The 19938-nt window shown below is 66.4% G+C and carries 21 protein-coding genes, 6 tRNA genes and 1 riboswitch; of the genes, 14 read left to right on the top strand and 13 right to left on the bottom strand.

What is annotated here, in order from left to right; all coding sequences use genetic code 11:
• Positions 1 to 12 precede the first annotated feature (12 nt).
• The 11 genes from ribA to AC5RWD_RS11750 all read right to left on the bottom strand — a co-directional run bounded on the left by ribA (position 13) and on the right by AC5RWD_RS11750 (position 9468).
• Positions 13 to 714 (bottom strand): GTP cyclohydrolase II, encoded by a 702-nt coding sequence (gene ribA / locus AC5RWD_RS11800; RefSeq protein ID WP_494020178.1) that lies wholly within the window; start codon positions 712 to 714, stop codon positions 13 to 15.
• The gene (gene ribB, locus AC5RWD_RS11795) at positions 711 to 1439 is read right to left on the bottom strand and encodes a 3,4-dihydroxy-2-butanone-4-phosphate synthase (protein WP_494020177.1); all 729 of its coding nucleotides are present in this window, start codon (positions 1437 to 1439) and stop codon (positions 711 to 713) included. Before ribB ends, ribA begins: the two co-directional genes overlap by 4 nt.
• The gene (locus tag AC5RWD_RS11790; protein WP_494020176.1) at positions 1436 to 2119 is read right to left on the bottom strand and encodes a riboflavin synthase; all 684 of its coding nucleotides are present in this window, start codon (positions 2117 to 2119) and stop codon (positions 1436 to 1438) included. Before AC5RWD_RS11790 ends, ribB begins: the two co-directional genes overlap by 4 nt.
• Complete coding sequence (gene ribD, locus AC5RWD_RS11785) at positions 2119 to 3261, bottom strand: bifunctional diaminohydroxyphosphoribosylaminopyrimidine deaminase/5-amino-6-(5-phosphoribosylamino)uracil reductase RibD (protein ID WP_494020201.1); 1143 nt, start codon at positions 3259 to 3261, stop codon at positions 2119 to 2121. The genes AC5RWD_RS11790 and ribD overlap by 1 nt, the downstream gene beginning before the upstream one ends.
• A 50-nt stretch (positions 3262 to 3311) precedes the next feature.
• Complete coding sequence (pnuC, locus tag AC5RWD_RS11780; RefSeq protein WP_494020175.1) at positions 3312 to 4022, bottom strand: nicotinamide riboside transporter PnuC; 711 nt, start codon at positions 4020 to 4022, stop codon at positions 3312 to 3314.
• A gap of 95 nt (positions 4023 to 4117) precedes the next feature.
• A riboswitch (FMN riboswitch) is annotated at positions 4118 to 4267 on the bottom strand.
• Between the two features lie 166 nt (positions 4268 to 4433).
• The gene (rpe, locus tag AC5RWD_RS11775) at positions 4434 to 5090 is read right to left on the bottom strand and encodes a ribulose-phosphate 3-epimerase (protein ID WP_494020174.1); all 657 of its coding nucleotides are present in this window, start codon (positions 5088 to 5090) and stop codon (positions 4434 to 4436) included.
• A 68-nt stretch (positions 5091 to 5158) separates the two neighbouring features.
• Complete coding sequence (locus tag AC5RWD_RS11770; RefSeq protein WP_494020173.1) at positions 5159 to 6820, bottom strand: RsmB/NOP family class I SAM-dependent RNA methyltransferase; 1662 nt, start codon at positions 6818 to 6820, stop codon at positions 5159 to 5161.
• A complete protein-coding gene (gene fmt, locus AC5RWD_RS11765) occupies positions 6817 to 7737 on the bottom strand; it encodes a methionyl-tRNA formyltransferase (RefSeq protein ID WP_494020172.1) in 921 nt (306 codons plus the stop codon). The genes AC5RWD_RS11770 and fmt overlap by 4 nt, the downstream gene beginning before the upstream one ends.
• Positions 7734 to 8336 carry a peptide deformylase gene (def, locus tag AC5RWD_RS11760; protein WP_494020171.1) on the bottom strand — a complete coding sequence of 201 codons (603 nt, stop codon included), beginning with the start codon at positions 8334 to 8336 and terminating at the stop codon, positions 7734 to 7736. Before def ends, fmt begins: the two co-directional genes overlap by 4 nt.
• Positions 8337 to 8453: 117 nt before the next feature.
• Positions 8454 to 9299, bottom strand: coding sequence for a cytochrome (locus AC5RWD_RS11755; RefSeq protein WP_494020170.1), 846 nt, complete (start codon positions 9297 to 9299; stop codon positions 8454 to 8456).
• 97 nt (positions 9300 to 9396) lie between these two features.
• Positions 9397 to 9468: transfer RNA gene (locus tag AC5RWD_RS11750), tRNA-Val, on the bottom strand.
• A 308-nt stretch (positions 9469 to 9776) separates the two neighbouring features.
• Here AC5RWD_RS11750 and AC5RWD_RS11745 point away from each other — a divergent pair.
• From AC5RWD_RS11745 to AC5RWD_RS11720, 6 genes are all read left to right on the top strand, one after another.
• A tRNA-Gly gene (locus AC5RWD_RS11745) sits at positions 9777 to 9849 on the top strand.
• Positions 9850 to 9896: 47 nt separating this feature from the next.
• Positions 9897 to 9967, top strand: a tRNA-Cys gene (locus tag AC5RWD_RS11740).
• A 38-nt stretch (positions 9968 to 10005) separates the two neighbouring features.
• Positions 10006 to 10080, top strand: a tRNA-Val gene (locus AC5RWD_RS11735).
• A gap of 57 nt (positions 10081 to 10137) precedes the next feature.
• A tRNA-Gly gene (locus tag AC5RWD_RS11730) sits at positions 10138 to 10210 on the top strand.
• A 52-nt stretch (positions 10211 to 10262) separates the two neighbouring features.
• Positions 10263 to 10334, top strand: a tRNA-Val gene (locus AC5RWD_RS11725).
• Between the two features lie 148 nt (positions 10335 to 10482).
• Complete coding sequence (locus tag AC5RWD_RS11720; RefSeq protein WP_494020169.1) at positions 10483 to 10719, top strand: antitoxin; 237 nt, start codon at positions 10483 to 10485, stop codon at positions 10717 to 10719.
• 148 nt (positions 10720 to 10867) lie between these two features.
• Here the strand turns inward: AC5RWD_RS11720 and zapE are convergent, their stop codons facing one another.
• Positions 10868 to 11905 carry a cell division protein ZapE gene (gene zapE, locus AC5RWD_RS11715; RefSeq protein WP_494020168.1) on the bottom strand — a complete coding sequence of 346 codons (1038 nt, stop codon included), beginning with the start codon at positions 11903 to 11905 and terminating at the stop codon, positions 10868 to 10870.
• A 217-nt stretch (positions 11906 to 12122) separates the two neighbouring features.
• Between zapE and AC5RWD_RS11710 the strand changes: the two genes are divergently transcribed.
• From AC5RWD_RS11710 to ybaK, 3 genes are read left to right on the top strand one after another with little or no spacing between them, the layout of a single operon-like run.
• A complete protein-coding gene (locus tag AC5RWD_RS11710; protein ID WP_494020167.1) occupies positions 12123 to 13046 on the top strand; it encodes a sulfurtransferase in 924 nt (307 codons plus the stop codon).
• A 50-nt stretch (positions 13047 to 13096) separates the two neighbouring features.
• Positions 13097 to 13555: a SufE family protein gene (locus tag AC5RWD_RS11705; RefSeq protein ID WP_494020166.1), complete on the top strand. Its 459-nt coding sequence runs from the start codon at positions 13097 to 13099 to the stop codon at positions 13553 to 13555.
• A 15-nt stretch (positions 13556 to 13570) separates the two neighbouring features.
• Positions 13571 to 14074 (top strand): Cys-tRNA(Pro) deacylase, encoded by a 504-nt coding sequence (gene ybaK / locus AC5RWD_RS11700; protein WP_494020165.1) that lies wholly within the window; start codon positions 13571 to 13573, stop codon positions 14072 to 14074.
• Here ybaK and AC5RWD_RS11695 read toward each other — a convergent pair.
• The gene (locus AC5RWD_RS11695) at positions 14062 to 15330 is read right to left on the bottom strand and encodes an alpha/beta hydrolase family protein (RefSeq protein WP_494020164.1); all 1269 of its coding nucleotides are present in this window, start codon (positions 15328 to 15330) and stop codon (positions 14062 to 14064) included. The genes ybaK and AC5RWD_RS11695 overlap by 13 nt on opposite strands.
• 116 nt (positions 15331 to 15446) lie before the next feature.
• Between AC5RWD_RS11695 and AC5RWD_RS11690 the strand changes: the two genes are divergently transcribed.
• The 5 genes from AC5RWD_RS11690 (at position 15447) to AC5RWD_RS11670 (ending at position 19912) form a co-directional block, all read left to right on the top strand.
• Positions 15447 to 15938 (top strand): hypothetical protein, encoded by a 492-nt coding sequence (locus AC5RWD_RS11690; RefSeq protein ID WP_306922438.1) that lies wholly within the window; start codon positions 15447 to 15449, stop codon positions 15936 to 15938.
• Positions 15939 to 15952: 14 nt separating this feature from the next.
• On the top strand, positions 15953 to 16411 hold the full coding sequence (gene msrB / locus AC5RWD_RS11685; protein WP_494020163.1) for a peptide-methionine (R)-S-oxide reductase MsrB: 459 nt from the start codon (positions 15953 to 15955) through the stop codon (positions 16409 to 16411).
• A gap of 145 nt (positions 16412 to 16556) precedes the next feature.
• On the top strand, positions 16557 to 17960 hold the full coding sequence (locus AC5RWD_RS11680; protein ID WP_494020162.1) for a DUF6421 family protein: 1404 nt from the start codon (positions 16557 to 16559) through the stop codon (positions 17958 to 17960).
• Positions 17957 to 18778, top strand: coding sequence for an SDR family NAD(P)-dependent oxidoreductase (locus tag AC5RWD_RS11675; RefSeq protein WP_494020161.1), 822 nt, complete (start codon positions 17957 to 17959; stop codon positions 18776 to 18778). Before AC5RWD_RS11680 ends, AC5RWD_RS11675 begins: the two co-directional genes overlap by 4 nt.
• Positions 18779 to 18799: 21 nt before the next feature.
• Positions 18800 to 19912 carry a threonine aldolase family protein gene (locus AC5RWD_RS11670; protein ID WP_494020200.1) on the top strand — a complete coding sequence of 371 codons (1113 nt, stop codon included), beginning with the start codon at positions 18800 to 18802 and terminating at the stop codon, positions 19910 to 19912.
• The last annotated feature ends 26 nt before the right edge of the window (positions 19913 to 19938 follow it).

The following is a 19938-nucleotide window of genomic DNA, read 5'->3' as shown; positions in this document are numbered from 1 at the left end:
TTCGTGATCCGTTCAGTCTTGTTCGTGGTCAAAGGTGTCGGTGCCGGTGCGGGGCAGGCCCGCGGTCTCGGTGTCAAGGGTCAGCAGGTGGTCCATGCGGTCCTTCTTGGTCTGCAGGTACCGGAGGTTCTGCTCGCGGGACGGCACCTCGGTGGGCACCATCTCGACGACCCTGACACCCGCGACAGCCAGGCGGTTCTGCTTGTCCGGGTTGTTGCTCAGCAGCCGGATCTCGTGCAGACCCATCTCGGCCAGGATCTGCGCCGCCGCCTTGTAGCAGCGGGCGTCCACGGGCAGTCCGAGCTGCTCGTTGGCCTCGACGGTGTCGAACCCGGCCTCCTGCAGGGCGTAGGCCTTGATCTTGTTGGCCAGCCCGATACCCCGGCCTTCCTGGCCGCGGAGGTACAGCAGCGTGCCGCCGTTCTCGGCGATCAGCTCCAGGGCGTAGGCGAGCTGTTCGCCGCAGTCGCATCGGTAGGAGCCGAAAACATCGCCGGTGAGGCACTCGGAGTGCAGGCGCACCAGCGGCGCCTTGCCGTCCTTGGGCGGAGTCGGGGAGCTGACGGCCAGGTGTTCGGCGCCGGTGACCAGATCGGTCCACGCCTGCGAGACGAAGTTTCCGAACGCCGTGGGCAGCTGGACCACGGGTCCGCTGCTCACCGGATGCGGCTGCCGGCCGTTGCTGCTCGGTTCCGCTGTTTGAGGTGCCGTCATCGTGTTTCCCCTTCTCCGGCCGGACTCGCTTCCAAAGTGCTCTCCTGTGAAGATACACGGTTGCCTGCTCCCAGATAGGCAACCAGGTCCTCGATCGAAATCAAGGGGCAGCCGTGCTCGGCAGCGAATACCCGGAGGCCGTCCAGCCGCATCATCTTCCCGTCGTCGTATACAACTTCGGCGATCACGCCCACCGGCTCCAGTCCGGCGAGCCGGCAGAGGTCCACGGCCGCTTCGGTGTGGCCGGGGCGTTCACGCACTCCCCCTTCAACGGCACGCAGCGGGAAAATATGCCCGGGACGGGTCAGCGTGTCCGGGCCGCTGGCCGGATCGGCAATGACGCGGGCGGTGAGGGCCCGGTCGGTGGCCGAAATGCCGGTACTCACGCCCGTCGCGGCATCGCAGGAGACAGTATAGGCCGTGCCCTTCGAATCCTGGTTGACCTCCACCATGGGCGGCAGTTCCAGCGCATCGGCCCGGGCGCCGTCGAGCGGCACGCAGATGACGCCGGAGCTGTACCGGATGGTCCAGCCCATGAGCGCCGGCGTGGCGTGCTGGGCGGCGAAGATGATGTCGCCTTCATTTTCCCGGTCCTCGTTGTCCACCACCAGGACCGGCCGGCCGGCCGCCATGGCCCGTACAGCGTCCTCAATCGGGTCCAGCCTCACGGGAACAGAGGTCAGGTTGCCCGATACCGCGGCGTCAAGCTTTGCCGTACCGTTCACAGCTGGACCCCGCCTTCAGTAACAGTTACGCCTTCAGTGATTTCCTGGCCGTCCCTGAATTCGGGGCCTGCGGTCCGGAAAGCGAGCAGCCGCTCGGTGTACTTGGCCAGCACGTCCACCTCAAGGTTGACCCTGGCGCCAACCGGCTTTGCCCCAAGGCCGGTGTCAGCAAGGGTGGTGGGGATAAGCCCCACCTCGAACCACGGCGCCGTTTCGGCTGCCGGGCTCACCGCGGTGACGGTGAGGGAAACGCCGTCGATGGCGATAGAGCCCTTTTCCGCGATGTAGCGTGCGAGCCGCTGGGGCACACCGAACCGGAGCCGCTCCCAGTTTCCCTGCGACTCGCGTTCGAGCAGTTCGCCGACGCCGTCCACGTGGCCCTGGACGACGTGGCCGTCAAGGCGCCCGCCGGCGGGGACGCAGCGTTCCAGGTTGACGGGGTCGCCCGCGGCAAGCTCGCCGATGGTGCTGCGGATGAGTGTCTCGCCCATGACGTCGACGCTGAAGTCCTTGCCGTCGATGGCCGTGGCGGTGAGGCAGACGCCGTTGACGGCGATGGAGCCGCCCAGCGGCAGCCCGTCAGCGGTGCCGGGGGCGTGCAGGCGCAGCGTTGCGCTTGTGTCCCCGTTCCGGTCCACGGAGAGGACCTTTCCCTGTTCGGCGATAATTCCGGTGAACATCAGTAGCCTCCCATGGCTGTGCCCGCTACTGTACGGGCAGATAGTGAATCGGTTGACGTTGGTTGTGTTGCTGTTGAACGTGCGGATGTTGACTCTGCCGCGGCAGGCTGGTCCTGGGTCCGGTGGGGCACGGTGGCTTCCTCCGGGAGCAGGTGCAGGCGGAGGTCCCTGCCGAGGAACTGGACCGCGCCGCCGGAGGCTGCATCCCATTCCCAGCGCTGCGCCTGTGCGAGCGTTTCGATGCCGAGGCCGTTGAGGGCCGGCGTTCCGGAGCCCAGCAGCGTGGGCGCCAGGTAGACGATGAGTTCGTCCACGAGTCCTTCGGCCAGGAAGGCGCTGAGGATCCTCGATCCGCCCTCCACCATGACGTGCCTGGTGCCCGCGGCGAACAGCATGGCAAGGGCCTCGCGCGGGTCCCGCGTCTGAAGGTGCATGACTTTGCCGTCGTCGCCGCGCACGGCAGCGTCGGCCGGCACGTGGCGAAGTCCCATGACCGCGCGCAGCGGCTGCTTTCCGGTGGTGTCGCCGTTGGCATCGCGGGCTGTCAAGCGGGGATTGTCCACCAGCACGGTCTGCGTTCCCACGAGGATGGCGTCAATGCGGCTCCGGATGCCGTGGTTGTCGGCCAGCGATTCCGGGCTGGAAATCCACTGGCTGGTGCCGTCGTCGGCCGCGATCCGGCTGTCCAGGGTCTGGGCTATGTGCAGGGTGACAAAGGGGCGCTTGGCGTCGACGGCCCGGAACCAGCGCCGGTTCAGCTCCAGCGCACGTTCTGCTGCCAGTCCGCTGCGCACGCTGACTCCAGCCGCCCGCAAGGTGGCAGCCCCGCCGGCGGCGGGATCATGGGGGTCGTCGACGGCGTACACGACGTCCGTTATCCCGGCGTCGATGATGGCCCGGGCGCACGGTCCCGTGCGGCCTATGTGGTTGCACGGCTCCAGGGTGACCACCATGGTGGATCCGTGAAGGTCGACGCCGGCACTGGCCGCCGCCGCTATCGCGTCAGCTTCTGCGTGCGCGGTGCCGGCACCGCGGTGGTATCCGGTCACCAGCTGGCGGCCGTCAGGTCCGACGACGACGGCGCCCACCAGCGGATTGGCCCCCCGGGGGCCCTGCAGGGCAGCTTCCAGGGCAGTGTCCATGGCGGCTGCTTCAGCAGCGGTGAAGGCCGATATCGGGTTCTGGGCAGCAGTCACTTGGACACCGCCGGGTCCGGGAAGGCAGTCTCAACCTTGACGTTGGACACGTCCGCCGCGGCCTGTGTCCGGGACGCCCGCCACCAGACGATGAAACCGGCCAGGGTAAAGAATCCGTAGAACAGGTACATGAAGGCGCTGGCGAAGTATCCGGCGCTGAAGAGCAGCGGAACGCCCACCACATCGACGGCCACCCAGATTAGCCAGAATTCCGTCCATCCGCGGGCCATGCCGTAGGTGGCCAGCAGGGAGCCCATGAAGGTCCACGCGTCGGCCCACACCGGCGGGTAGGAGCCCAGCGCGTCGAAGAGCGGAGTGAGGGCGGCGGTTCCGGCCACCAGCGCGAGTACCAGCGCCACACGGGTCCTTGCACTGGCCCAGGCCGGTGCGATTGCCGTCGAAGACCCTGCCGCCTGGCGGCTTTGCCGCCACCGCTGCCAGCCATAGACGGCCACGATGATGAACATGACCTGCCGCCCGGCCTGGCCCCAGAGCGTGGCAGGCGTGGCGGAGCCGAAGACGTTGCCCACGAAGACCGTCAGGAGCAGAAGGTTGCCCGCGATGCCGGCCGGCCATGCCCAGACCTTGCGCCGCATGCCGCCAAGGGCACTGGCCAGGCCAAAAATGTTTCCCAGCACTTCGCGGAGAATGAGCACTGATCCGCCCACGGGGATCTGTGCCTCGAAGAGCCAACGCAGGATGTCCATGCGTGCGTGTCGTTCCTTCCCTCAAGAGCCGAGACTGCTCCGGGGGTATACGACAGCGAAACGCAGCGGCGTTGTGGAACGCCACAAGTACAGCTGTACGTGCTTCTCTCATCCAGACTTTAACTGTCGGTACCGGAATTTCACCGGTTCAACCGTCCGCCGGGCTTCCGTAATGGGAAACACCGGCTCGCGGGTCGCGGACTGTCACCGCCGGTTCGGACTTACACCGACCCCGGAGCACGTATTGTGTGTTGCTATTGTGGCACAACTTGGCCAGTGCCCAGGCTATTCCCGCTACAAACCGTCATGCGGCCGTCATGGAGGCCGGTGGCACCTCCATGACCTGGCCCTTGATTGGGTCCGTGGCCACTGGGCTCGTGGTGAGCAGGCCCGGCCCGTGATGGCCGGAGGCTAGAGGCTGCCAGCCTTGCGCAGCCGGTCGATGGCGCCGGACGGATCCGGGGCGCCATACACGGCGGACCCGGCAACGAAGACGTTCGCTCCGGCTTCCGCGGCACGCACAATGGTTTCCTCGGTGATTCCGCCATCAACCTGGATGGCGACATTCACGCCAGATCCCTCGATCGCGGCGCGGGCGCGGCGGATCTTGGGCAGCGTGAGGTCAAGGAACGCCTGGCCGCCAAAGCCGGGCTCGACGGTCATGATCAGCAGCATGTCCAGCTCCGGAAGCATGTCCAGGTACGGCTCTACCGCGGTGGCGGGACGAAGTGCCATCCCGGCCTTCGAACCCCGGGCCCGCAGCTCCCGGGCCAGCTTCACCGGTGCGATGGAGGCCTCGGCGTGGAACGTCACGGAAGCGACGCCGGCGTCAGCGTAGCCCGGGGCCCAGCGGTCGGCGTCGGAAATCATGAGGTGGGCGTCCAGCGGAACCGGGCTGACCTCCTGGATCCGCTGGACCACGGGAAGCCCCAGAGTGAGGTTGGGGACAAAGTGGTTGTCCATCACGTCCACGTGCACGGAATCAGCGTTGCTGATTTTCTGCAGCTCGGCTTCGAGGTTCACGAAGTCGGCGGAGAGGATGCTGGGGTTGATGCAGCACTGCGTCATGCGGGTCCTTTCGCTGGACGGAAGTCCGGGGTGTGTGGGATCAGGCGGAAGCCGGCGCTTCCTGGGAGTCAGGACTTGCGGCGGATGAGGGCGAGGAACATTGCGTCCGTGCTGTGGATGTGTGGCCACAGCTGCGCGGTCTTCTCATGGCCCGCGCCCAGGCCGCCCAGGCTGACGGCGTCCAGCACGCTGCCGGCGTCCAGGAGTTCCAGGTCGTCTCGTTTGCGCAGGGCATCGCTGACCACAGCTGTGGTTTCGGCCGGGTGCGGCGAGCAGGTCACGTAGGCCACCACGCCGCCGGGCCGCACGGCTGCCAAGGCAGAGTTCAGCAGTTCGCGCTGCAGCGGGCCCAGGTCGGCAAGGTCCTTGGGTGTGCGGCGCCAACGGGATTCGGGCCGGCGGCGCAAGGCTCCGAGTCCGCTGCAGGGCACGTCCACGAGCACGCGGTCAAAAGCGGCAGGCCGTTCCGAACCAACCTCCCGGCCGTCACCGGTCCTGACGGTCCAGACGTCCCGGGGGACAGCGGACAGTGCCTGGCTGACCAGTTTGGCCCGGTGCGGGGCGGGCTCATTGGCGAGGAGCGTAGCTCCGCGTTCGTTCGCCAGCGCGCCCAGCAGGGCCGCCTTGCCGCCAGGTCCGGCGCAGAGATCGAGCCAGGCTTCCCCGGCGGTGTTTTCTCCCGTTAGGGCGCCTTCCGCATCCGCCACGCTGTCGCCAGGCCCGGCGTCGAGGCTGGTAGCCGCCAGGGCCCTGGCCACCAGCTGGGAACCGACGTCCTGCACGCGCGTCGTGCCGGACCGGACGGACTCCAGCCTGCCAAGGTCACCGCCACTGGAAAGGGCGGACCCTTCCACCAGTTCGCCCGGGACGGCGCCGTTTTCCAGTGCCTCGTCCAGGCTTCCCAGCCCGGGAAGCGCCACCAGGTTGACCACGGGCGCAGCGTTGTCCGCTTCCAGGAGGTCATTGATTTCGCCGACCGGGCGCCCGTGTGCCACCAGGGACTGCCGCAGGGCGCGCACAATCCACTCGGGATGGGCGTAGCGGACGGAAGCCACTTTGTTCTCATCCTGCTCGCCGGCAACCAGCTCGTCCAGCCACTCGTCCAGGCTGCGGGCCGCCACCTTGCGGAGCACGGCATTGATCAGTGCCGACGGACCGGCACCGATGACCGCGCGGGCCAGGCCGACAGTCTGGTCAAGGGCCGCGTGTGCAGGTACACGCATTGCCACCAGCTGATGGACCCCGATGCGCAGGGCATCCAGGACAGCCGGATCCAGCTTGTCCAGGGGCCGGTCCACGCAGCGGGCGAGGATGGCGTCGTACGTGCCCTGGTTCCGGAGGGCCCCGTAGCTCAGTTCGGTGGCGAATCCGGCGTCGCGCCGGTCGAGGCCGTGCTGCCGGATGCGTGCGGGCAGCACGAGATTGGCATAGGCATCCTCGGCCGCGACCGCGCGTAGAACTTCAAACGCCACCAGCCTGGCGGGGTCAGCCCTGCGGGTGCGCTGCGACGGCGCGTTCTCGGTGAAGCTGCGCTGGGGGCCGCGGTTGCGCTCCCTGCCCTGCGCGTTGCGGCGGCTGGCTCCTCCCCCGCCCTGGCGCTGGCCCGACCCTCCACCGCCCGGGCCTCCACTGCCCACGGCGCCGGAGCCCGAACCGCCGGCGCCTGTACCGCGCTGGCCGCCGCGGCTGGATCGGCCCTGGCCTGACCCGCTTCTGCCGGAGTCACTCATTGGAATACCACGCTTTCGAGGGGTGCCTGGCCGCGCGCCCAGTCGGCTGCGGCCATCATTTTCTTGCCTGCAGGCTGCACATTGGTGAGCTCGACGGCATGCGAACCCGTGCCCACCAGCACACTCTTGCCGGCCATAGCCAGTTGTCCCGGCTGAACAGCTGTGACGTCGGGACGGAGCCGCACCGGCTCAAGCTTCAGCCGCTGGCCATCAAGGGTGGTCCAGGCACCCGGTTCCGGTGTCACGCCGCGCGCCCGGCGGCCCACGGACAGGGCCGGCTCCGACCAGTCGATGCGGCCGTCGTCGATGGTCAGCTTGGGCGCCAGGCTTACTTCCCCCTGCTGGGGAACCGGAGAGGCCGCGCCGGACGCGACGGCGGACAGCGTCTGGGCGAGCAGGACGGCGCCGCTGTGGGACAGCCGCTCAAGCAGTGCCCCGGAAGTGTCCTCGGGACCGACGGCTTCGGTCAGCGTGCCGATGACAGGGCCGGTGTCGAGTCCCTCCTCGAGCTGGAATGTCACGGCACCGGTGATGTCATCTCCGGCAATGACGGCCCGCTGCACAGGGGCCGCGCCGCGCCAGGCCGGCAGCAGTGAGAAGTGCAGGTTGATCCAGCCGTACGGCGGAATATCGAGGGCCGCGCGGGGCACAAGCCCGCCGTAGGCCACAATCGCCGCTACGTCGGGGCGGGCTTCGGCGATCCGGTCGGTGACGGCCGCGTCCACCCGGGATGCGTGGATGACCTCGATGCCGAGCTCGGCGGCCCGGGCGGCAACGGGCGACGGCGTGAGCACACGTTTCCGTCCCACCGGCGCGTCCGGCCGCGTCAGCACCGCGACGATCTCGAAGCCGGCGGCCACCAGCGCATCCAGCGAGGGGACAGCTACGGACGGTGTTCCGGCGAAGAGGACCCTCATCCGGCAGCACCGAAGCTGCCGGTTCCGGACGTTGCCGCCCCGAAGCTGCCGCCGCCGAAACTGGAGCCGACGGTCTTGGCGCGCTTGGCGGTGGTCTTTTCGGTGATGGAGTCGTAGTTGGCGTTGCGGATGGACCGCAGGGCGGCCTTGCGGTCTTCACCTTCGAGCCGGTCGGTGAAGAGGATGCCGTCCAGGTGGTCGGTTTCATGCTGGAAGCAGCGGGCAAGCATGCCCTCGGCCTCCACCGAGACGGGGTTGCCGTTCATATCGACGCCGGTTACACGGGTACTGCGGTAGCGGCGGACCGGGAAGCCCAGGCCGGGGATGGAGAGACACCCCTCCACTTCATCCGGTTGGAAATCATCACTGTTTTCCAGCACCGGGTTGATGACGTGGCCTTCAACACCGCCGATCCGGTAGGTAAAGACCCGGAGGCTGACGCCGATCTGGGGCGCTGCCAGGCCTGCGCCTTCCACGTCCTCCATTGTTTCGGTCATGTCGGCAACGAGCCTGGCCAGCTCCGGCCCGAAATCCGTGACAGGGTCGGCAACCGTGCGAAGCACGGGATCGCCGATGATACGGATATTCAGAATTGCCATGTGCAGTCATTTCCTCACGGTGACGGGTAACGGGATCCAGTCCAGTTTAGTTGCTGCTGCCTGGCCGGCGCAGATGGCAGCGGGAGCGTGCCCGGCCAGCCCGGGTAACGGAAAGGGTCAGGAGTACACCGGCGGCGCCAACGGCAGGAGCGCGGGCCCCGCGCTGACGGTATCCGCCGACATTTCCCACACGCGACGCAGGGCACAGAACTTCCACCAGTGGTGCTTCAGCACTTCCGGATTGGCGCGGACGGGCCGCACCTCGGTTTCACCGATCGCGACGGCGAGCAGGACCGGGGCATCGCCGTGCTGCCACGGTTCCCATTCCCCGGCCACAGGATCCACCAGGCTTTCCTCCGCCTTCATGCCGGCAACAAGCTGCATGACGACTTTGTCGTCCAAGGGCTTGACCTGGCCGTCGCGAGTGGTTCCCTTGGTCTTGTAGTCGATGAGGCAGGTGCGTCCGTTGATCTTGGCGACGAGGTCCAGTGTTCCCGCATATCCCACCGTCTTGTTCCACACGGTGATCTCGGGCGCGATCGGCTCCACCCGGAACAGCTCCCACCACTCATCGAAACGGGAAGCGAAGGCTTCCTCGCCGTTGGAGGCCAGTGCCTCACGGGCTTCCTTCATCTGGTGCGGCCGTCCGAGGGCACGCAGTGCCACCTGCTCGCAGTAGTAGTGAACCCGGTCCCCGCGCTGCGCGGCCTCGTCCCGGTACGTTTCGGCTGCCTTGGCCGCGCGGTTCACTGCCTGCCGCACCCGCGCAGGGCTGCCGAGGATCTCCGGCAGCGAGGGATCCTTGGCAAGGCTGCTGGCTCCCATGTAGCCGAACCAGCCGTCCAGTCCGTGGGCCTGCTGCCCAATGACTGTGGTGATGGAGGGAACCGTGAACTGCTCCGTGGTGGAGCGGGCGTACATTCGGCCATATTCCGTGGAATGGGCGAGGAGTGGAGCGGTCATGGTGAGACTCTTTCACGGGGGTCAGACATTGATGCGGAAACAGAAAAGTCCGCCCCGCCCAGTTTCTTTCTCCTGGGCTGAACGGACTTTCTATCGGTGGGCGATACTGGGTTCGAACCAGTGACCTCTTCGGTGTGAACGAAGCGCGCTACCACTGCGCCAATCGCCCCGATGCATTTGAATGCTAGCGGACAATCGCGGGTTAACGGAAATCGGCGCACTGGCCCATGGAAAAGGTCAACGGTGCATGGTGCCCTGGGAACGCGAGACGCCAGGATCCTGGATGGTGCCAGCCGGTCACCCCGTCCGAAACTACACACCTGTAATTCAAAAATTTCCCTAGAATTCAGGGAAGTACGGCTTCCCCGGCCACGCCGCCGGTCCTCGATTTGGAGTTTCCCGGAACCTCCTATAGAGTTCTTACTCGTTGGAACGCGACGAACTGCCGAATACGGCAAGGAATCGCGGCTCCGAAATGCGGACGTAGCTCAGCTGGTAGAGCACCACCTTGCCAAGGTGGATGTCGCGAGTTCGAATCTCGTCGTCCGCTCGCAGGACACTGTCACGGCAATGGTTCCCCGGAACCGACGCTTACACGGTGGGTTGGCCGAGAGGCGAGGCAGCGGCCTGCAAAGCCGTATACACGGGTTCGAATCCCGTACCCACCTCGGTGAAAACCATGGTTTCCGGTAACGCCGGATGCGATGGGCGATTGGCGCAGCGGTAGCGCGCTTCCCTGACACGGAAGAGGTCACTGGTTCGATCCCAGTATCGCCCACCAGAGCAAGGAAACTTGCTTGTAGCAGAACGTTCGGCCACGCGGCTGAAGTTCAAAAATGCGGACGTAGCTCAGCTGGTAGAGCACCACCTTGCCAAGGTGGATGTCGCGAGTTCGAATCTCGTCGTCCGCTCTCTCGATCCTTACGGATCCGAACCCAGGATACCGCCGGTTTCACCGGCTCCGGGCGATTGGCGCAGCGGTAGCGCGCTTCCCTGACACGGAAGAGGTCACTGGTTCGATCCCAGTATCGCCCACGAAACGAAGCAGCTCCCCGGAGCTGCTTTTTTCTTGCCTTCCTATAGTTTGACAAAGTTTGTCAAGAACTCCTTGGCACGCACCGCCTTCCGGGCTAGGATCGAATGCGGAGGAGCGAACTGGCTCCGCGATTGAAGGGAGGTGCTCGTGGGTTTACTTGACGATCTAAAGGGCAAGGCTCAGGGTCTGATCCGCGGCAACGAGCAGGCCATCAAGGACGGCATCACCAAAGCAGGTGATTTTGTCGACACCAAGACGGGCGGCAAATACACCAGCCAGGTAGATAAGGTCCAGACTGGCGCTTCCACTCTCGTTGACAAAGCCAATGAGAGGCCTACCCAGGGACCGGCGGACAACGTGCCGCCGGTAGAGAAGGCTCCGTAGCCAGGAGTCACCGGGCTTCGCCCCTGAACGTCAAAAGGTGCCGGTCCCGCCGAGAGGCGGCGCCGGCACCTTTCGTTTGCCCGAAGAGTCCTAGCCCGAAACAGTCGGTTGTCGGAAAGAATGCTCGCGTGTTTACAAGAGCCCGCGCCTAGGAGGGCTCGTGGTTCTGGCCTTCGCGGGCCAGCGCTGTCAGCCGGGATACCGCCCGGAAGTATTTCTTCATGTAGCCGCCGCTCATCATTTCCTCGGTGAACAGCTTGTCGAACGGAACGCCGCTGGCAAGGATCGGAACGTCCTTGTCGTAAAGGCGGTCGGCGAGCACCACAAACCTCAGTGCCACCGCCTGCTCGGTGATGGTTTCTACGTCCCGCCAGACAACGCCGTCCACGCCGTCAATCAGCTTGCGGTAACGGCTCGGATGGACACCGGCGAGGTGTGAGATGAGGGTGCCGAAGTCATCCTCGGCAACGGTCTTGCCGTCGAACTCCGCTTTCATGTGCGCGTGGAGTTCGCTGTTCCGCAGCGGTGCCGGCGCGGCCGGAAGGCCGCGGTGGCGGAAGTCCTCGCCGTCAATTCTGATGACGTCGAACTGGTCCGCCAGGACCTGGATTTCACGCTGAAAGTCCACGGCCGCAAACCGGCCGTCACCCAGCGATCCGGGCAGGGTGTTGGAGGTGGCCGCAAGCTTCACGCCGGCGTCGGCCAGTTCCCGCATGAGCCGGGACATCAGGACCGTGTCGCCTGGATCGTCCAGTTCAAACTCATCGATGCACACAAGCTTGTAGGAGCTCAGAGCGTCCACGGTCTTCCGGAAGGACAGGGCACCCACCAGGTTGGTGTATTCCACGAAGGTGCCGAAAGCCTTTGGGCCGGGGGCGGCGTGCCACAGCGATGCCAGCAGGTGGGTTTTTCCCACGCCAAATCCGCCGTCGAGGTAAATGCCGGCGCGGGTCGTGTCCTTCTTGCCAAAGAACTTCTTGAACAGTCCCCCGCCGTCCGCGGCGCCGACTCCTCCGGCGAAAGCCTGCAGTGCGTGCACTGCCGCCGCCTGGCTTGGCTGCTTCGGGTCCGGCCGGTAGCTTGCAAAGGACACCTGCCCGAACCTGGGCGATGGGTAAAAACCTTTGAGGAGCTCATCCACCGACACCGCCGGCGTCCGGGTGGCGAGCTTTTCGATCTGTACCAAGGTGGTCCATTCTGCTGGTGATTTGTCCCCAGCAAGAATACCGGCATCTGCAGCCCGCCCTGCGGGCAAGGCCTTGCTCCCGGCGATGCCGTGAGCAACCACACATTTCGTCCTGTTAACACACAGGAGCATTCGTACCGGCCCGTGGCTAGTGTTGGACCAGTGACCTGCCGTCCCCCGGCGGTCTGACCTGACCGTTTAGTGAAAGGCCATACGCATGTCCTACCCCGTTGAACAGAACGAGAAGTTCGCCGCCTACGCGCACCCGGAGCGGCTTGTTTCCACCGAGTGGCTGGCTGCGGCCATCGACGCCGGCGCCCTTAATGACGGCAAGCTCGTTGTGGTGGAGTCCGATGAAGACGTCCTGCTCTACGAAACCGGCCACATTCCCGGGGCGGTCAAGATCGACTGGCACACCGACCTCAACGACGAAGTGACCCGTGACTACGTGGAGGGCGAGGCTTTCGCCGCCCTGGCAGCAGCGAAGGGCATCTCCCGCGACACCACCGTTGTCATCTACGGCGACAAGTCCAACTGGTGGGCCGCCTACGCCCTCTGGGTCTTCAGCCTGTTCGGCCACGAGGACGTCCGCCTGCTCGACGGCGGCCGCGACAAGTGGATCGCCGAAGGCCGTCCGCTGACCACCGACATCCCCTCCCCGGCCGTCGCCGATTACCCGGTGGTGGAGCGCAACGACACCCCGATCCGCGCTTTCAAGGAAGACGTCCTGGCCCACCTCGGCAAGCCGCTGATCGACGTCCGCTCCCCCGAGGAATACACCGGCCAGCGCACCCACATGCCTGCCTACCCCGAGGAAGGCGCGCTGCGTGGCGGCCACATTCCCACCGCGGCCTCGATCCCGTGGGCACGGGCAGCAGCAGAGGACGGCACCTACCGCAGCCGCGCCGAGCTTGAGGCCCTGTACCTGGGTGAGGCAGGACTCACCGAAGGTGACGACGTTGTGGCTTACTGCCGCATCGGCGAACGCTCCAGCCACACCTGGTTCGCACTGAAGTTCCTCCTCGGTTTTGAAACCGTCCGCAACTACGACGGCTCCTGGACCGAATGGGGCAACGCCGTGCGCGTGCCGATTGCCAAGGGTGCGGAACGCGGCTCAGTGCCGGCAGTTGCCGCCAGGTAAGTAAGCGTAAAAAAGCGGCGGACGGGGACAACCTGCGTAAGCTGGAAGTGATGAGTACTCAAGCACTTCCCACCGCCTTGGCGGAGATTGTCGACGACTTCCAGGCATTGAGCGAGCCCGAGCGGCTGCAGCTCCTGCTGGAGTTCTCCCGCGGCCTGCCGGAGCTGCCGGAGCGCCTGAACGACCACCCCGAGCTGCTGGAGCAGGTGGTGGAATGCCAGTCGCCCCTTTTCCTCACCATTGAGGCGGAAAACAACGACGGCGGATCCCCCGCCTTCCGGCTGTTCTTCAAGGCGCCGCCGGAGGCCCCCACCACGCGTGGTTTCGCCGGAGTGCTCCATGAAGGGCTGGACGGCCTGACCGCCGAGGAGATCCTGGCTGTACCCGACGACATGCCGGAACTGCTCGGCCTGACCCGCGCCATTACGCCGCTGCGCATGCGCGGCATGACCGCGATGCTCGGGCGCATCAAGCGCAAGGTGGCCGCCGCGGCCCGGCTCTACGCGTAGGAGCCGGACCCCTGCATGGCGCGAAAAAACACGTCACAGGGAACGCCTGCCACAGCCGTACTGGCTGCGGCGGGCGTTTCCTTTAATCTGCACCCGTACAGCCATGATCCGGCCGCGGCCAGTTACGGCATGGAGGCGGCCGAGGTGCTGGGGATCGATCCAGCGAGGGTCTTCAAGACGCTCATGGTGGAGATCGACGGCAAACTGGCGGTCGGCGTCGTTCCCGTCAGCGGAAGCCTGGACCTGAAAGCGATAGCTGCGGCACTGGGCAGCAAAAAGGCCACCATGGCTGACCCGGCGGCGGCTGAACGGCGCACCGGCTACGTGCTGGGCGGAATTTCGCCTTTGGGACAGCGGCAGCCCTCCCCCACGGTCATCGACCAAAGCGCCCTCACCCTGGACACCATCCTGGTGTCCGGCGGCCGGCGCGGCCTGGACATCGAACTGGATCCCCGCGACCTCGTGCGCCTCACCAAAGCCGTCACAGCCGCGATCGGGACCGGCTCTCAGGCAGGCTGAACAGGACTGGAACCCGGATTTACCCGCGGCGCCAGCTGCTGCTGCAGCCACGCGCGGACGGTGGTTTCCCAGCGGACCGGGTCGGCGTTCCACTCCTTGGCATGCCGCGCCCCCTCGAATGGCTCGAACGTGACCATTTCCGGGTTCTTTTCGGCGAGCAGGGCCGACGGCTGGTAGGGAACGTATTCATCGTCCACGCTGTGGATGATGAGCGTCGGCGTCCGGAGTTCGACGGCCCGCGACACCCAGTCCATTGATTTAAGGTCCACCGGCGCAGCAAGTCCCGTGAGCCGGCGGCCCACCTTGTGGCCCATCATCAGCTGGCCGTACCGGCCGACGGCCGACGGGATCCGGTTCAGCTCAGCGTGGTGGGCCAGCACATTCACCCAGTCGATGACGGGCGCGTCCAGGACCATGGCCCGGATGACATGCCTGTGCTCCGACAGGTCCGCGGTCTGCAGGCAGATGGCGCCGCCCATCGACCAGCCGAAGAGAACAACCTCCCGGGCACCGCGGGCCAGTGCAAAGGAGATGGCAGCGTCGATGTCCCGCCACTCCGTCGAACCCAGCCCGTACCGGCCGTCGAATGCTGCCGGTGCCAGGCCGTCGTTCCGGTAGGAAACCAGCAAATTCGGCAGCCCCAGCTCGTGGGCCACCCGCGCTCCACGCAGGCACTCCTGCCGGGTGGCCCCACGCCCGTGGACCATGATGGCCCAGGTCCCGGCCCCTGGTTCGCCCGGGATCAGCCAGCCCGGGGCAGTTCCGCCCTCAACCTCAATGGCGACATCTTCCGACGCCAGTCCGACGTCGGAGGGGTGCTGGTACGTGGCGCCTCCCCACCAGCCGCGGCCCGCGGTTTCCAGGTTGCCGCTGTAGACGGCCTCAACATCGCGCAGCACTGTGCGCTCGGCCGGGGAATAGGACAGGATCCTGCCGATCCGGGCATGCCCGGCACCGGCATCGAAAAAGAGGCTGTACACGCCATTGTGTGTTGTCTCCGGCGTGGCAGCGAGGATGACCTGCAGATCCCTTCCGTCCCTGATGACCGCCAGGACTTCCTGGTCCGCAGCCCTCGCCCTGGCCGGGGTGAGGACCCGGCGGGCAAAGTAGAGCGCGAGGGCCGACGATCCGGCGCCGAGCAGGGCAGCCGCGCTGCCGCCGGCAATGATTCCCCCGAGCGTCCATTTCGCCCTCAGGGTCATCGCACTGCCCTGGGCAGTAGACGGGGTTGTTAAGGCAGCCTGCGCGGAATCCATGCCACCCATCTTGACGGATCCGGCGCCTTCCGGCACATTCGCGGCCACATGCCGGCGGCCAAATGCATGCCGGCCAAATACATGCGGGCACTGGCGGGCGGGACTAGGCTGATGCCATGAGCGATCCAATCGTCATTCTGACTGAAGAGCCGCTGGGTGCGGACGACCGCGTGAACATCGAACGCCTGGTGGACGGGGGTGACGCGCCCCTGGTTGTGCTGGTGCCTGCCAATACCGAACGGCATCTGCTGGTGGACTTCCTTGAGAACCTGTCGATGCTGGACATCGCCAAGGCCTTCCGGGAGCTGACCTCCCACGCGCCGGACCCTGCAGAGGAACGGGCAGCGGCGGATGCGACGCTGGCCACCTCGGTCAGCGCGCTGGAAGGACTCGGCGGCGGCGTTGCCGGCGAGGTGGTGGCCGGCGGGGCCGTTAACGGTCTCGTGGCCAAGGTCAAGGAGCTTGGGGCTGCCCAGGCCGTCGTCATCACCAGGCCGCATGCGGTGTCGGACACGTTCCATACCGACTGGGCCAACAGGGCGCAGGACAAGCTGGGCCTGCCCGTACTGCATCTTTACGCGGGCTCGGGATTTATCGGGGACTCCTGAGCGTTGGTCCGACTATGAGCACTCCTGAAAACACTGACCTCACGAACACCTCCGGAACCCCTGCCGCCGGCCGGTCCGACGAAGACTGGCGGCAGGAACTGACACCGGAGGAGTACCACGTGCTGCGCCAGGCCGGCACGGAACGCCCGTACACCGGCGAATACTGGGACACCCACACCGCCGGTGTCTACAACTGCCGCGCATGCGGGACCGAGCTGTTCACCAGCAAGGAGAAGTTCGATTCGCACTGCGGCTGGCCCTCATTCTGGGCACCGCTGGCTGAAGGGCGCGTGCGCTACATCCACGACCGCACCCTGGGAATGGACCGCATCGAGGTGCGGTGCGCCAACTGCGACTCGCACCTCGGACATGTCTTCGAGGGCGAGGGCTACGGGACGCCGACCGACCAGCGCTACTGCATCAACTCCATCTCACTGAAGCTGGTCCCGGCAGCCGACAGCCCGCAGGACTGAGGTTGCCGGGCGCTGCGCCTAGAAGTCATAGGAACAGCCTCGAGCACTCCAGTTACTTACGCTCGGGCCTATGATCCATTAGGAAGCCTTTCTGCTTGCTACGCTCGCCGTGGAAGCTCAGATAACCCGAAAGGCGAGGCCAGCGATGACCGTAACCGTACACACAGCACCACCCCGGATCTCCGCAGAACACCCGGCATGGCAGCGGCTCAAGGCCGCGGCCATTGCCCTGCGGGAACTGCAGGTGCAGGACGGCTCCATCCCGGACCAGGCCGGCCATGCGGCCGCCCACGGCCACGTAGAAGCCTTGGTCAGCGCCATCGAGGCGCTGGCACCGGCATTCCCCCACGATTCCCTGTACCTGGACCTGGCCTGCCGCGACTTTGGCCGCTGGGCCGCGGGCGGGTTCGGCGTACCGGATTTCCTGGACTCCCTGCTGGCGTTCCAGCCGCAGGCGGACCGCGAAAACGGCCTGCAGCACCTGGTGGTCTTCCCCATGTACACGCAGAACGGCAGCAGCAGCCGGCTCGTGGAGGCTGTCCTCATCGACGTCGTGTGGCCCGACTTCATTGCAGGCCTGGAACAGGGCGACTACTCAAACCGCCTGTTCGTGCCCATCCGCTTCATAGACTTCACCCCCGGGTACGACAGCAACTCCGCCGTGCTGTTCCCCGAAACCGTTGGCGTGCGCGCGACACCCCGGTTCACCTGGGGCGCCATTTTCGCCGACCGGGAAGCGGCGCGCTTCCGCCGCGTCCTGCGGGCCGCTGCCGACATCACCTCGCTTGAGCTGCCGGCGGGGGCCGTGGAACTCCTCGAGGACCAGGAGCTCACCGAGAAGACCTTCGTCATGTGGGACTTGATCCATGACCGCACGCACATGCGCGGGGACCTGCCGTTCGATCCCTTCATGATCAAGCAGCGGATGCCGTTCTTCCTGTACTCCCTCGAGGAGCTGCGCTGCGACCTGACAGCGTTCCGGGAATCCGTGAAGATCGAGAAGGACGAAGCGGCGGACCCGGAAGCCCGCCGGCACGCCAAGCTCGTGCAGTACGCCGTCATTTTCGACCGCATCTTCCGGTTCGCCATCACCGGCAGCCGGGTGCGCAACTACGACGGGCTCGGCGGCCAGCTGCTGTTCGCCTGGCTGCACCAGCACCGTGTCCTCCACTGGACCGACAGCCGGCTGAGCATCGATTGGGAACACGTCGCCGGCGTCGTGGTGGAGCTGGGCGCCCGGATCGAGGAACTCTACTGGCGGTCCATCGACCGGCCCAAGACAGCCCACTGGCTGGCGGCCTACGAACTGATCTCGGGCACCGTCACGCCAAGCCCGGCTTCTGTCTGGGCCAAAGGGCCGGACGCCCTCCCGCTCGACGGGCCGCCGCGGGGCCTCACCGACCAGGTCCTGGATGATGAGTTCCCGCTGTCCATGTTCTACGAGGCCCTGGAAAAGAAGATGCGCCCCGTCATCGAATCCACCGCAGGCATCACCGGTTCCACCGACCCTGCCCTGCCGGCGGACAGCCCGGCGGCAGCCGCAGCATGACTGACGGCAGCATGACCGGCTCCGGCCCGGCTGGTTCGGAGCGGGCCATCTCCGGGCCGGCCGGCGGCAGGCCACCGCGCGTGCTGGTCACGGGCGGCAGCGGACCATCAGGGGTCGCAGCCGCCCGCGCCCTGCTGCGGGCCGGCTTTGACGTCTACACCGCGGGTTCGGACAAGGTGCGCATCGAGGCCGCTGCGGAAACCGCGGGCGGCGCCACGCCACTCGTTTGTGATCTGGGCGACCTCGCAGCCGTCCGCGAACTGCAGCAGGAACTCGCGCGCACCGCAGGAAAAATCGACGGCATCATCCACCTGGTGGGCGGCTGGCGCGGCGCGCAGGGCATCACCAGCCAGACCGATGAGGACTGGGATTTCCTGGAACGCAGCGCGGTCACGACGCTCCGGAACGTGACCCGCGTCTTCTACGACGACCTCGCTGCCTCGCCCTACGGACGGTTTGCCATGGTGTCCTCGACGGCAGTGGACAGCCCCGCCGCCGGCGTCGCGAGCTACGTGGCTGCCAAGGCTGCCGCGGAAGCATGGACCATGGCCGTGGCGGAGGGGTTCCGCAAGGACGGCCCGGCCAATGGGTCCCAGCACAGCGCCGCCGTCATCTTTGTGGTGAAGGCGCTGGTGGACGCAGGCATGCGCAGCAGCCAACCCAAACGGAAGTTTCCCGGCTACACGGACGTCGAGCAGCTGGCGGCGGCCGCCGTCGGGCTCTTCAGCCGGCCCGCCGCCGAGCTGAACGGTCAGCGGCTGGTGCTGGCCCCTGTGCCCGCCGGCGCTGCAAGCGCACAGAGCGCCCCAACTACCTAGACTGAAAGCGTGACCAAAGAGATGACAACAACGGTTGAAACCGCCGGCAGCGGCACCATGTCCAGACTGCACGACGCCGCGGTCCGCGGCTTTGCCTCGGACAACTACTCAGGGGTGCACCCCGAGGTGCTTGCCGCGCTGGCCGCCGCCAACGAGGGGCACCAGGTGTCCTACGGCGAAGATGCCTACACGGCCCGCCTGCAGGAGCTGATGGAGGAGCACTTCGGGCCGGGCATCGAGTGCTTCCCCGTCTTCAACGGCACAGGCGCCAACGTGCTGTCCCTGCAGTCCCTCCTCCCGCGCTGGGGTGCTGTGGTCTGCGCATCGACGGCACACATCAACATGGATGAGAACGGCGCCCCGGAGCGCGTGGGCGGCATGAAGCTGCTGCAGGTGCACACTTCGGACGGCAAGCTCACCCCAGAACTCATCGACCGCGAGGCCTGGGGCTGGGGCGACGAGCACCGCGCCCAGCCGCTGGCGGTATCCATCACCCAGACCACCGAACTGGGCACCTGCTACACACCAGAGGAAGTCCGGGCGATCGCCGAGCACGTCCACGCCAAGGGCATGAAGCTGCACATGGACGGGGCGCGGCTGGCCAACGCGGCTGCGCACCTGGGCGTCCCCCTCCGGGCTTTCACGCGCGACGCCGGCGTGGACATCCTGTCCTTCGGCGGAACCAAGAACGGGCTGCTGTTCGGCGAGGTGGTGGTGGCGCTGAACCCCGACGCCGCGCAAGGGCTGCTTTTCCTGCGCAAGATGAACATGCAGCTGGCCTCCAAGATGCGGTTCATGTCCGCGCAGTTCATTGCCCTGCTCGAAGGTGACCTGTGGCTTCGTTCGGCCGCACACGCCAACGCCATGGCCTCGCGGCTGCGGGCGGCGGTGGAGGGCATTGACGGCGTGGAGCCGACTCAGAAGACGGAATCCAACGGCGTCTTTGCGGTCCTGCCTGAAGGGGTGGCTGACAGGCTGCGGGAGTCCTTCCGCTTCTACGACTGGAACGAGGCCACCCGGGAGGTCCGCTGGATGTGTTCGTTCGACACCAGCGAGGAGGACGTCGACGCCTTCGTGGCAGCCATCAAAGCCGAACTCGCCCGGCACGGATCCTTACCGGCGGCGGCCCAGTAACATGCGCAGGATTGCGTGAGCAGGCG

Source organism: Arthrobacter sp. CMU6 (assembly GCF_059090205.1).
The sequence above is the reverse complement of the archived record's forward strand: the minus strand, read 5'-3'. Positions and strand labels throughout refer to the sequence as shown.